This window comes from Flavobacterium sp. CBA20B-1 (genome assembly GCF_028473145.1).
Lineage (GTDB): Bacteria > Bacteroidota > Bacteroidia > Flavobacteriales > Flavobacteriaceae > Flavobacterium.
This window is the reverse complement of the sequence record NZ_CP092370.1, coordinates 583,059-596,357: the sequence shown is the minus strand read 5'-3', so window position 1 is coordinate 596,357 and position 13,299 is coordinate 583,059. Positions and strand designations below refer to the sequence as shown.

At 33.0% G+C, this 13,299-nt stretch carries 12 protein-coding genes and 1 riboswitch; of the genes, 4 read left to right on the top strand and 8 right to left on the bottom strand.

What is annotated here, in order from left to right:
* The 7 genes from MG290_RS03020 to MG290_RS02990 all read right to left on the bottom strand — a co-directional run bounded on the left by MG290_RS03020 (position 1) and on the right by MG290_RS02990 (position 6,057).
* The gene (locus MG290_RS03020) at positions 1-435 is read right to left on the bottom strand and encodes a hypothetical protein (protein ID WP_264562433.1); all 435 of its coding nucleotides are present in this window, start codon (positions 433-435) and stop codon (positions 1-3) included.
* Positions 436-529: 94 nt separating this feature from the next.
* Complete coding sequence (locus MG290_RS03015) at positions 530-886, bottom strand: DUF5713 family protein (RefSeq protein ID WP_264562432.1); 357 nt, start codon at positions 884-886, stop codon at positions 530-532.
* 12 nt (positions 887-898) lie between these two features.
* Positions 899-1,477, bottom strand: coding sequence for a hypothetical protein (locus MG290_RS03010; protein ID WP_264562431.1), 579 nt, complete (start codon positions 1,475-1,477; stop codon positions 899-901).
* Positions 1,478-1,602: 125 nt separating this feature from the next.
* Complete coding sequence (locus MG290_RS03005; RefSeq protein ID WP_264562430.1) at positions 1,603-2,340, bottom strand: LytR/AlgR family response regulator transcription factor; 738 nt, start codon at positions 2,338-2,340, stop codon at positions 1,603-1,605.
* Positions 2,337-4,241 carry a histidine kinase gene (locus tag MG290_RS03000; protein ID WP_264562429.1) on the bottom strand — a complete coding sequence of 635 codons (1,905 nt, stop codon included), beginning with the start codon at positions 4,239-4,241 and terminating at the stop codon, positions 2,337-2,339. The genes MG290_RS03005 and MG290_RS03000 overlap by 4 nt, the downstream gene beginning before the upstream one ends.
* A gap of 47 nt (positions 4,242-4,288) precedes the next feature.
* On the bottom strand, positions 4,289-5,254 hold the full coding sequence (locus MG290_RS02995; protein WP_264562428.1) for a hypothetical protein: 966 nt from the start codon (positions 5,252-5,254) through the stop codon (positions 4,289-4,291).
* A gap of 29 nt (positions 5,255-5,283) precedes the next feature.
* Positions 5,284-6,057, bottom strand: coding sequence for a DUF4261 domain-containing protein (locus MG290_RS02990; RefSeq protein WP_264562427.1), 774 nt, complete (start codon positions 6,055-6,057; stop codon positions 5,284-5,286).
* 190 nt (positions 6,058-6,247) lie between these two features.
* A riboswitch (cobalamin riboswitch) is annotated at positions 6,248-6,447 on the top strand.
* Positions 6,448-6,475: 28 nt separating this feature from the next.
* Here MG290_RS02990 and MG290_RS02985 point away from each other — a divergent pair.
* Both MG290_RS02985 and MG290_RS02980 read left to right on the top strand, forming a co-directional pair.
* Positions 6,476-8,317, top strand: a complete 1,842-nt coding sequence (locus MG290_RS02985) for a TonB-dependent receptor plug domain-containing protein (RefSeq protein ID WP_264562426.1) — start codon at positions 6,476-6,478, stop codon at positions 8,315-8,317.
* A gap of 3 nt (positions 8,318-8,320) precedes the next feature.
* Positions 8,321-9,334, top strand: coding sequence for a YncE family protein (locus MG290_RS02980; protein WP_264562425.1), 1,014 nt, complete (start codon positions 8,321-8,323; stop codon positions 9,332-9,334).
* Between the two features lie 133 nt (positions 9,335-9,467).
* Here the strand turns inward: MG290_RS02980 and MG290_RS02975 are convergent, their stop codons facing one another.
* Complete coding sequence (locus MG290_RS02975; protein ID WP_257499036.1) at positions 9,468-10,307, bottom strand: 1,4-dihydroxy-2-naphthoyl-CoA synthase; 840 nt, start codon at positions 10,305-10,307, stop codon at positions 9,468-9,470.
* A gap of 119 nt (positions 10,308-10,426) precedes the next feature.
* Between MG290_RS02975 and MG290_RS02970 the strand changes: the two genes are divergently transcribed.
* On the top strand, positions 10,427-11,632 hold the full coding sequence (locus tag MG290_RS02970) for a serine hydrolase domain-containing protein (RefSeq protein WP_264562424.1): 1,206 nt from the start codon (positions 10,427-10,429) through the stop codon (positions 11,630-11,632).
* Positions 11,633-11,644: 12 nt separating this feature from the next.
* Positions 11,645-13,285 carry a S41 family peptidase gene (locus MG290_RS02965; RefSeq protein ID WP_264562423.1) on the top strand — a complete coding sequence of 547 codons (1,641 nt, stop codon included), beginning with the start codon at positions 11,645-11,647 and terminating at the stop codon, positions 13,283-13,285.
* Positions 13,286-13,299 lie beyond the last annotated feature (14 nt).

Sequence of the window (13,299 nt, the reverse complement as noted above, 5' to 3'; positions counted from 1 at the left end):
TTATTTATGGATGGTTACATTGTCTAAATAAAAATTGTTACCGTCATAAACAACTGTTCCGCTGAACCTTAACTTACCATTAGAAACTTCTTGGTAATCATCGGTTGTGAATTTGATTGTTTCGTTGGAGAAATTTTTATCCACGATAGCTTGATTCCGCTCTTCCTCACCACTTAATGGTGTTTTATTATCTGCAAACAAAATTTCGGCATCCATTAGTTTTCCTCCTTTGCAAAATCCGTCTGAATAAATAGTCATTCTTCCTTTTTTTCCTCCTGTTACACTTGAGAAAGAGCCACAAAAAGAAGCAAATCCCTCAACCGACACCAATTCCCCGTTCATGGATTGGTCATTTGCCAAGGCATTAATTTGTTCTGTAGTTAGCATTTCGCCTTGTTTTGTGGGTTCGCCCTTGTGCGTGCAACTTACAACCATGGTTAAGCCTATTGTTAGGCATAAAATGTATTTTTTTATTCTTTTCTATATTTAATGTTTACTTTGCTAAAATTATTTTTTTTAACATCAAGGTTTACCAATCTCTAGTAGCAATCAGTTCTTCTGTATCTGCTTCTGCAAAACCATAAGAATCTGCGATAAACCTAAAATCCATTCCTATACAATCTCTTGCTGCCGTTTCAATTTCACTGTCATTTTCTTCAAAATCTTCCTGTAGATCATTGAACTTATCTGTGTAAAGATGTGTCAATTGATATAAATCCTCTATGGTTTGGGGTTTCTCCATTTCAATCTTAAAACACAATTCAAGTAGAATTTCTTTTCCTTTATCAACACATTTAGTTGGGAAATAGGTGTCTTGATACATTTCTGCTAAAAATGAATGATTTCTTATTTTCTCATTAATTAAGTTTACTTGTTTTATTTCCATTTCACTTAAATTTTAATTATTTTTTTCTTGAATTTTCTTAATTAAATCTCCCTCACTAGGGATTCCTGATGTGGGTAAAATACCGTGCTGGTCTTCATGCTCTCGTTTGCTTTGTTTGGGTTCTTCGCCCCAAATGGTATCTCTAGCTATTACTTTTTCGCTTGCCAAATCCAAAAAAGAAAAGGCAAAATACTGTTGATACGCTTTTTCTGACGAATGGTTGGGATCTTCTCCATCTTCTACATAAACCCCAAGATCTTTAGTCTCTTGTTTTACAAGTACCAAACCATTGATTTCCCCATTTGGGAAATATTGATCGGTTTTCAATGCTTCATTGCGTTTTTTGTTGTACACCAAATTTCCTTCCCAATCAAACAACATATATCGTCCATTCCAATTGACTTGTTGGGGTTCATAAGGATAGTCTTCAATGTTTTTAGATGCAAAAAAACCGGTTAAAGTAGATGGAATTTGAGCGGACAATTCACGGTTTTCTTGGATGTTGCTTAGCTTATTATACACCCAAAAAATCCCTGCAATGGTCACCAATAGAAAAATTCCTATAGCAATGAATATTCTGCTTTTTTTCATTTAGGTCTGTTTTTCAAATATTGTAAACCAAATGTACCTAATGAAAAGGTCAAAATTTCACTCTTTTGATATTTGGGCGTTCTACTTAAATATTCGCCGCTTGAAAATCAATATTTAAAAATGGATTAAAAAAGAGTATCAATAAGTTGTAGCAATTCTGCTCTTTTTCTTTGCGAAACTGGGATAATGTCACCGTTGCTCATTTCAACTTGTCCGTCTTTGTAATACTTTTTGAGAAATGTGGTATGGATTAAATACGATTGATGACAACGTACAAAGTGTTGACTTGGTAAGATGTTTTCAAATTCTTTTAAAACTTTACTTACCAGTATTTTGCTGTTGTCTTGTAAATAGAAAGTGGTATAACCTTTGTCTCCTTTGCAATAAATGATGTCTTCAATATTTACAATTTCTATAACATCGGCACTTCGTAAAGCAATTTTTTTGGGAAATTGCTGTCCTGATAAATGCTGTAGTGCCAAATTTACTTGCTGTTGATGCAAACCACTATTTTCAGTTTTTTGGTAACACTTGTCAATGCTTGTCCTAAAAGCATCCGTATCTAAAGGTTTGAGCAAATACGCTAAGGCGCCTAAGTTTAAAGCTTGAATGGCATATTGGTCGTAGGCTGTAATGAATATAATCTGTGCATCTGTTTGGATTTCTGCAAACATTGAAAGACTGTTGCCGTCTTCTAACTGAATATCTGACAATATTATATCGGGTTGCAAGTCAGGAATCTCCATTTTTGCTTTGGCGATATTAGGTGAATATCCCACAAGTTGCAAATACGGAATTTCATCTACCAAAGAAATGATGTATTGTAAAATATGGCTTTCGTCTTCTAAAATATATACTTTCATACGCTTTCAGTTTCTAATAATGGTATTGCGATTTTAACCAGAATACCCGTATTATCTTTTTGATTTTCAGATACAATATCTATATAGCTTTGTTTATTTTTTTGGTTGAATAAAATATCAATTCGTTCTTGAATTATAATTTTTGAAAGCGATTTTTTGTGCTGATTAAATTCAGTTGTGTTGTTCATTCCCTTGCCATTGTCTTTGATTAGAATCATTAACTGATTGTTGTTTTCGATAAAAGAGATAGTGATTACACCTTTGTAGGAAATGTTTTTGAAGCCGTGCTCAATCGCGTTTTCTACAAAAGGTTGCAAAAGCATGGGCGGCACTGCAATAGCTTGGGTGTCTAATTGATTGGTTTCAATAGTATATTCAAATTTATTATCGTAGCGAATTTGTTGTAATTTGAGATAATTTTGTACTGTTTCAATTTCTTGGTCTAAACTAATAAAATCCAATCTGTTATGTTCCAACACATTTCGCATTAATTTAGAAAAAGCTACCAAATATTCATTGGCTATACGCTTGTTTCCGCTGCTAATAAGTCCTTGAAGATTAGAAACTGCATTGAAAATAAAATGAGGATTGAGTTGCATTTGCCTAAACTTTTGTTCAAGATGAAGTTTTTTATTTTCTAAAACTAGTTGTTTGTTTTTTTCGGACAATACACGTTGCCTATAATAGTTGAACATAAACAAAACCACCAATAAAAAAGCTAGGCCCGAAGCCGCTAAAATCCATTTTTGTTGAGAAATAATTTTTTGATTTGAAGCATTGGTTGATTCTAAAGTTTTGATGGCTGTTTCTTTTTTTTCGGTTTCGTATTGTATTTTTAGTTCATCGAGTTTAGTGTTTTGAATTTTTTCTTGATAAGCATAATAGTGTTTGCGCATAGAATCTTTTGCGATACTAGCATTTTTATAATCACCTTGCTTGTCATAAACTTCTGCTAGCATTCTAAAGTGATTTTCTCCATAAATATCTTCTCCTTCTGCCTTACCTATTTTATAAGCCTTTTTAAAATAAACTAAAGCAGAGTCTAAATTATTGTTATCTAAAAAAGCAACCGCCAAGTTGTGATAATTTTCATAACTTAATTTTTTATTATTTTTATAATACTCAAAATATTTTTTGCTGCTTTCTAAAGCGCTTTTATAGTCTTGTTTAAAATAATAGTATTGTGCTTCATAATTTTGCAGCTTTGCATGAATTCGGTCGTTGTTTAAATCATGGGTAACTTCTTTAATTTTATTTATGTAAAATTTCATGGAATCTATATTTTCCATTTGGTAAGCAATAACAAACTTGTTTGAGTAATAATTATCTTTTACCCAAACGGAATTTTTGTTAGGATTGTTTTGAAACCATAAATCGTTATAGTAAGATGATTCTTTTTGTATATTATTTTGATAATAAGCTTCTGCTAGAGCTTTGTAAAGTAAAAATGTGAACATACTATTATGTTGTTCTGCAAGTTGAATATGTTGAAGAATTTTTGCAGATTTATCATAAGAAACACCTCCAAATGGTTGATAATCCATTGAAATTTCTTCAAGAAACTTCAAAATATTCATATCAATATCTTTGTTGTTTTCTTTTATTTTATTAAAATATAAAAGGGTGCTATCGGCATTGTTTTCTGCACGAAACCATTTGGTTTTTAACAAATAGTATATGTTTGTATTTTGACTTTCTTTGGACTGAAAATCTTGTAAATATAATTTTATACTATCTTTTTTATTATTGAAAGGAATACAATCTAACGCAGCAATTTTTTTAAAATACGTTTTATTTGTAAGCTGTTGTTGATTTGTATTTTGATTTTTGTTTTTATTGCAGCTACTGATTAATACAGCAATAAAACACAATAAAGTAATTCTATAAAGCCAATTATACATTTCAATAATATCTCTGTTAAAAATGAAATAAACTAAGACTACAATTATTAATTTTCATATTCATTCATCTCCGTAACTTTATTGTCTTTTAAAAGGATTTGAGTGTATATTCTTCGATACATAGTAGCCTCATAAAACAGTATCTTAAAAGTGCCTTTCTCGTTTTGATAAGCATCTTTACTACTTGGTTTTCCTAAACTTAGAGTACATTCTTCTTCGCTCATTCCTTTTTTTATTTGTCGATTTTTAATAGCGCTCCAGAAATCTTTTGATACGTTTGGATAGATTTTTTCTGGATTTTCAAATAAAAATAACTGCTGAAGATTCGCACTCGAAAAACACGAACCCAAAGTTCCGCTCACACAACCGTCTATAAAATAGTGCTTTCCATCGGATTCATTTTCAAACAAAACCCGAACAGGATAATTAGAATACATTCCTACTCCTACTTTCAATACTTTTATTTTTGCAAAACGTTCCGGATTGTGCATGTACGATTTTTTGCCATTCAGCTCATAACCCCATCTGTCAGCATTGAGCCAAACAGATTTTCCTTCTAGTTTTTTTTGCACGGCATCAATTTCATCTAGCCAAACGACAGAAGAAGCATCCCAATTCACGATTTTTTCTTCGTTGTCAGTTTTTAGTTCTTCCAGATAATACTCCTTTCCTTTGTTTTCAAAGTAATAAAGCGTTTTATCATAACCATATTTATCAGGAACTTCTTTCGAATTTTTATAGATGAAAATTTCGTTTTCAAAATCTTTTGCTGATATTTTTTCTCCGGTTTTGGTTTTAAAACTCAATTCATTGGGTGTACTTGGAACCATTTCCAAGATCATAAAACGCAGTCCAGGTTTCAGCGTGTTGTAACGAATGGGTTCCATCCATTTTTCCGACGATTTTTCTTTCACGTTGGTTCCTGAAGTATTGACCTGATACTTATTTTGCGAAAAACCGCTGAACGAAAATGCTGCGGTAAAAAGCAAGCCGAGAATGGTGTTTTTTTTCATTTGTTGATGTGTTTTAATGGATTGGTAATTTACATTTCAAATTTCAAGGTTTCATCATCCAAATAAATTCCTTTTGATTGGGTGATTTTAATTTTTTGTTCTGCTGTAAACCCAATTGTTTCGCCATTTTTTAGGGTAACATCGGATTCTATAATATAACTCAAAACCGTCAATAGAAACTCATACAAATCACCTCCTTTCATCGGACTTTTCAGGATTTCGATTTCTGTTTTCCCGAATTCTTTCATTCCGTAGGTGTAAATACTGCTGTGGTTTTCTTCGTTGATAATTCCTATATAAATCCACAATTGCAACGGTAACATATCTTGATTCAAGAAATCTGCAAAATCGAGATACAAATTTTTCGGAAGCAAAAGGGTTTGTGTTCCTTGGTAAATTCCAATGGAATTACTCGTTGTTCTTAGAATAGAAGCATTGACTTTTGTTAAAATTTTGAATCGTTCCACCTGATTGGTCTCGCTTGCCAAAACGGAAACAATTGCGTGATTGGTATGATTAGACACTTCTTCAGCAGCGTTTTTCCATAGATAATTAAATCCATAAATAGGCTCTAAATCACTTTTTGGAACGGGAACAGGCATTATTGCAACAGCAACCGTTTCATTTTCAATCTTGAAAGTTGCCAATGAATCATCGCCCGAAACTTCGGAAATATTCAGTTTCCAATAATTTTGTAAATCATCAATAATTTGATAGAGCGAATACCTTTCATCGGAATTAAACATCGGCATCGAAAGCAAAAGAGGGCTTTCTTTCTGTGGTGTTTCGTTTTCTTTTTTCATTTTAAACTTGTCGAAAAATCCCATAAGTGCATATTATTTTTAATTACTTTGATACAATATCTAAAGTATCTCTTCAAAGATAATTTTTAATTCTTAATTTTTCTTGTAGAACTTGTTTTACAAACCATGTAGTTTTTGTTGTGACAATCTGTTTTAAAAAAAATTAATTTGCATTATTGATAAAATAGAGTACATTTGCAACGTTTTAGGTTGCATTTTAGATGCATGAAAAGGGAAATAGGTGCGATTTTTTCAATTCCTATGCTGTTCCCGCAACTGTAAGCTTCGTTTACTACTGTAAATACTTGTTTTTATCTGTGCCACTGATTTTTTTTGGGAAGGCGAAAACAAGATGCAAGCCAGGAGACCTGCCTAATGAATACTAATTGATTATACCTTCGGGAAAAAAGGTTAACAAATGAGCAATAGATTTTTTCATTCATTGGCAGCGTGTTTTATAAGTTTTGTGGCTTTTTCACAAAACACTGCTCCTATTGAATTAGATGAATTGGTTATTGAAAAAACCAAAATTTCTGCACAATCAAAATCCCAAAACCTTGTCGTTTTAAACGATTCGCTTATAGAAAACAGCATCGGAACGTTTACTGATTTTCTGCAAAAAAACACTACCATTTATTTTAAAGAAAGTGGTTATGGAATGGTGAGTTCGCCTGCTTTTAGAGGAACCACTGCCCAGCAAACAAGTGTTTTGTGGAACGGAATTAGAGTTAATTCGGCTTTGTTAGGGCAATCTGATTTTAATGCTACCGCTTTTAAAAGTTACGACAACATTGTGGTTAAAGCAGGTGGTGGAAGCGTTTTGTATGGAAGCAGCGCTATTGGCGGAACGATTCATTTAAACAATCAATTGCAATTTAACCGCAAAACTGAAAATGAGCTGCAGTTGCACTACGGTAGTTTTAATACCCAAGGCATTCATTATAAAATAACAACAGGTTTTGATAAATTTGCAGTCAATGCTCATTTTGGTTACAATAAAAGCGATAATGATTACGAATGGATTGGTAAAAATCGCAACAACATTAACGGTCAATTTTACAATACCAACTTTGGACTGGAAACGGCTTATAAAATCAATCGAAAAAACACCTTGTCTTTTTATTCCACAACTTATAATGACGACCGTCACTTTGCATTGCTCACCCCATTTCAAACCAAAACAAAATATCAAAACAACAATTACCGCAATTTATTGAAGTGGCATTTTAAAACGAATACCTTTTTAAACACTTTTTATGCGGCTGTGTTGAACGAATCATACACCTATTTTGACCAATTGCCCACCAACAGCAAAACGGGCGGAAAAGCGAATACGCTGTACTTTAAAAATGAAAGCTTTTATAATGTTTTGCAACATTTTAAACTATCGGGCTTTGTTGAATACCAAAAAACAACAGGCGAAGGACAAAATTCGAGCTTGCCCTTTTCTACACAAGAAATTTTTGCAGTAAGTGTTTTGGGAAATTATGAGTTTACAGACCGCTTTGGAATGGAAGCAGGTGCTAAAAACGAAATGGCAAAAGATTACAGCAATCCGTTTTTGTTTTCTGCAGGGTTTTATTACAATTCACCGTTTTATCAGTTAAAAATAAATACATCTAGAAATTATCGCATACCCACATTTAATGATTTATATTGGCAACCGGGTGGAAACTTGAATTTGAACCCTGAAACCAGTTTGCAATTCGATGTCAATCAAAACTTTACCTTTAAAAACATGCGTCTGAATGTTTCGGCATATACTATTTCTATTAAAGATATGATTCGATGGATTCCTACAAACAGCGGTTTTTGGGAAGCCAATAATGTGAACGAAGTACGCGTTTTTGGAATGGATTTTTTTGCAAACTTCCAGAAAAAATGGGCGCATCATGTGGTGGAATTGCAAGCCAATTATGGATACACCCAATCTATCGATCAAACTACAAAAAAACAGTTGACCTATACGCCATTGCATAAATTGAATGCGCAATTGATTTATAAATATCGGAATTTTAGTATGAGTCCGTCGTTTTTATATGTAGGAAAAATCTATACCACTGCATCAAACACAGCAGCATCGGCTTTGAATTCTTATGGAATCATTGATGTAGATTTTCAGCAAAAACTCAATCTAAAAAACAACCCGTTTTATATCAATCTAAAAATAAAAAATGCTGCCAATACGGTTTACACCAATATGCCCGAACGAGTGATGCCCGGCAGAAACATTCATCTACAATTAATAAAAAAGTTTTAAAAAATGAAAAAAATTTTAGCTCCGTTATTTGCTGTTACCTTATTGTATAGCTGTAGCAATTCAGACGATAATTCAGTTACTCCTAATCCTGATGAAAAATATTTAGACGGATTTTTTGTATCGAACGAAGGAAATTTTAATGGAGGAAATGCCTCTGTATCGCATATAAATGGTGGTTTAAGCACTGTTGCAAACGATATTTTTCAAACGTCGAACGCCCGCTCATTAGGAGATGTTGCCCAACACATGGTGGTTACCGATAAATATGTGTACATAGTTGTGAACAATTCAAACACGATTGAAGTAGTAAATAAAAAAACATTCAAATCGGTTTATACAATCTCTGAAAACGTTACTTCTCCCCGATTTGCTGTTGTTAAAAACAATAAATTATATGTAACGAGTTTGGTTGACGCTAAAGTGAATGTTTATAATGCAGAAACATTTGCTTTTATAAAAAGCATTGCACTGAACCATACTGCAGAACAAATTGCGGTAGCAAACAACTATATTTATGCTGCCAATGGTTTTTATAGTGGCGGAATGGCAATTGAGGTGATTAATCCTGAAAATGATACCAATACGGTGGATATTGCGTTTGAAAAAGCCATTGTTGGTATCTCAACAAACGGGCAAAACGTATATGCTTTAAGCGCAAATGATACCACCACTAGCATTTCTATTGTTAACAACACCAGCATTGCATCAACAAAAGTTTTAGAACAACCCATTGCGCGCAATATTGTTGCAGAAGGAAGCAATGTATATTACACAGCCGGCACAGGTGTTTATAAAATGAATAATTCGTTAACCTCCTCTAGTACAAAATTATTTGATGTGGCCGCTGGTGATGAATATTCTGTTTTTTACGGATTTAATGTTTTGAACGGAACTATTTTTACATCTGATGCAAAAGGTTTTACAGATAATGCTAAAATTGTGATTTATAAAGAAGACGGATCGATTATTAAAGAATTTACAGCTGGTGTTGGAACAAACGGATTTTATAAGTTCTAAGAAAATTTTTGGTTTTTTAAATTTGACTAAAACGATCATTAAGGCTGTTAGTCTTTGATGATAATGTTTTTAATAACCACAAAAAAAGGAAGGCTTTTAAAACCTTCCTTTTTTATAAACTATTTGTTTATTTTTAAGGAATATATTTCTTTTCAAAATTAGGCTTTCGCTTCTCTAAAAATGCATTTCGGCCTTCAATAGCTTCGTCGCTCATATAGGCCAAGCGTGTTGCTTCACCCGCAAAAACTTGTTGACCAACCATTCCATCGTCGGTTAAATTCATAGCAAATTTGAGCATTTTTATAGAAATGGGCGATTTTTCTAAAATTTCTTGTGCCCATTGATATGCAGTTTGCTCTAATTCGTCATGCGGAACCACAGCGTTCACCATTCCCATATCATACGCATCTTGGGCAGAATAGTTTCTTCCTAAAAAGAAAATTTCACGCGCTTTCTTCTGACCCACCATTTTGGCTAAATATGCCGAACCATACCCACCGTCAAAACTTGTAACATCTGCATCGGTTTGTTTAAAAATAGCGTGTTCTTTACTGGCCAATGTTAAGTCGCAAACAACGTGTAATGAATGACCGCCACCCACAGCCCAACCATTAACAACAGCAATAACTGCTTTTGGTGTAAAACGAATTAAGCGCTGCACTTCTAAAATATTCAGGCGGTGATAACCATCTTCACCCACATATCCTTGATAGCCACGCGCTTTTTGATCGCCTCCGCTGCAGAAAGAATATACACCATCTTTAGGAGAAGGACCTTCAGACGAAAGTAAAATCACCCCAATTGAAGTGTCTTCATGTGCATCATGAAAAGCTTTTAATAATTCAGCGGTAGTTTTTGGGCGAAAAGCATTGCGAACTTCTGGTCTGTTGAAGGCAATTCGAGCAACGCCGTCACATTTTTTATAAGTTATATCTTCAAATTCTATGGCTGTTTGCCAATTAATTTTCTCCATATTATATCTTTTTATCTTTCAAAGATACATTTTTTACTTTTTATAAAATTAAACACCATTAAGTGTTTTAAAAATTTAGTAAAACTTTTATATTTGCTTACTTATAGCAAGTATATACCATGAAAAAATTTTTTGTACCGCTTCTTATTGTGGGTGGTTTTTTTACCACATCGTGTGATAAAAATTTTGATATCGCACAAGTTATACAAAAAAGAAGTGAACTTTATAAAGAAAAAAATAAATTAATCTCTAACGACGACCCTTATAGTGTAAAGTTTAACCCTGTTACTCCTAAATATAAATTAGAAACCCGAGAAATTATCGAAGATTTTTATAACAATCGAATTAATCGCGGTGGCTTTTGGGGGCAATTTCTTGTAGCAAAAAACGGTCAAATAATTTTTGAAGATTATCAAGGATACGCAAATTATCAGAAAAAAGAAAAAATAAACGACTCTACTCCCATGCATGTTGCATCGGTAGGTAAAGTTTTTACAGGTGTTACTGTGTTGCGATTGATTCAAAAAGGTAAACTATCGTTAGACCAAAAAGTGCAAAGCATTTTACCTAATTTTCCTTATGAAGACATCACGGTTCGGTTACTTTTAAATCATCGTTCAGGCTTACCTTATTACGGACATTTTACTTCAAAAGCAGGCGTTTGGAATAATAAGGTGACTTTAACCAATACAGATGTTCTTAATTTATTGACTACTAAAGCGATTAAACTTGATTTTCGTCCCAACACTCGGTTTACATATTCCAATACCAACTATGTGATTTTGGCTTTGATTGTTGAAAAAATCACCGAAAAATCATTTCAAAATGCAATGAAAGAATTGGTTTTAGAACCCTTAAAAATGAACAATACTTTTGTTTTGGAGAATTTAGAAAACAAGTATAACCTCACTCAATCATATTACGCAAACAATCAAATAATGCGTTGGGATTATTTAGATGGAACGTATGGCGACAAAAATATTTATACAACTGCCCGCGATATGTTAAAACTGGACAAAGCCTTGTATTCAGACGCTTTTTTAAGCAAAATACTGAAAGAGCAAATGTACAAAGGTTATTCCTACGAAAAAGCAGGTGAAAATAACTATGGTTTAGCTATTCGAATGATTGAACCTAAAAATGGAGGCAATCTTTACACTTTTCACAATGGTTGGTGGCGAGGCAACAGAACCTCGTATGTAACTTTGCGCAAAGACACAATAACCATTATTTGTTTCAATAACCATAATTCACAGTTGGCATACAAAACCAAAGAATTAGCACCACGCTTGGGCAATTATCCATTTATAGAAATTAATGATTAATTTAGAAAAATTATGAAAAAAATTTCCTATGCATTATTGGGCTTATTATTTGTGGCATGTGCAAGTCATGACAAACAAAACAATCACTTTTATTCAAAATTAACCCCTCATCAATTAAAAAAAGATGTAGAGTATGTGCAAAAACAACTCACAAATATGCATCCCGATTTGTATTGGTATATCTCAAAAGAAGCATTAAACAGTAAGTTCGACAGTTTAAAAAACACACTGGAGGAACCCTTAACTCCTAATGAATTTTTCTTAAAAATCAGTCCAATTGTCGCTTCAGTTCGCCAAGGGCACATGGGTATCTCTATGGTACAACTTACATCGGCAGATTCTGTAAAAAAAAAATACAAAAACTCATTAAACCCAATTGATAACTTTGAATATGAATATTTAAACAACAAATTATTTGTAAAACGCAATAAATTAAAAAACGATACACTTATTCAGAAAGGAACTCAAGTGCTATCTATAAACGGGATTACACCTAATTATTTGTTTGAAAAATACGGTAAAACTTTCACATCCGATGGATACAACAAAACTGCTGTACCAAAATTTTTTGCACGCAGAGTTAATTCGTTTTACCAGAATGAATTAGGATTTGTAGATAGTATCAACATGGAAGTGGTTTGTGCCGATTCTGTTTTTCACCACACAGTTAAAAGAATTTTTAAAGAAAAAAAGGCAAAGAAAAAAGAGGTTAATCAAACCAAAAAAGACACATTAACGAACCAATCTATTGCTAAGAATGATACCCTCCAAAAACGCACAAAAGAAGAGGAAAAGGCTCGAAAATTAGCTTTAAAAGAAGCAAGCAAAAAAACGTTTTACAAACACAGATGGTTTGGTTATGACAGTGAAACCAAAACCTATTCTAAACAAATATCTTATCCCGTTGCACAAGACAGCACCATTGCTGTACTCACAATTAAAGATTTTATTAAGGGAAAAACAAAAGTTTACGATACTATTTTTTCAGAACTGAACAAACACAATGTTCAAGATTTAATTATAGATTTGCGTGGAAACCCTGGTGGCAGATTAAATGAAATTCACCAATTGTCACAATATTTAAACGATACCACATTTGTTTTTACGCAACCGGCAACCATCACCAAACGAACAACTTTTTTTAATATTTTTAAAGGAAAAAGTGTAACATCAAAAATTTTAGGAGCACCTTTTTTAAGCGTTTTTTCAACAATCAGAGGAATAAAAGCGCAAAGAACTGCTGAAGGAGAGTTGCGATTAAAGCTAAAATCATCTAAAATTACAGAGCCCAAACCATTAAACTATAAGAACAATTTATATGTGATAACAGATGGTATGACCTTTTCAGCAGCAGCAATTATTTCATCGCATTTAAAAGGCAGAGAACGAGCATTTTTTGTGGGCGATGAAACAGGCGGTACTTTTAACGGAACAGTTGCAGGTATCATGCCCGTTGTGAAACTTCCTCATTCCAAATTAAAACTGCGTGTAGGTTTAATGACGATAAAGCCAAACGAACAAACCCAAACAGAAGGTTACGGAGTGATGCCTGATGTGTATATAAAACCAACTGAAGAGGATTTTATGAATGATAAAGATACCGCATTAGAATATCTTTTAAATAAAATTGAAACCAACAAAAAAGGCTCATAAGAGCCTTTTTTATG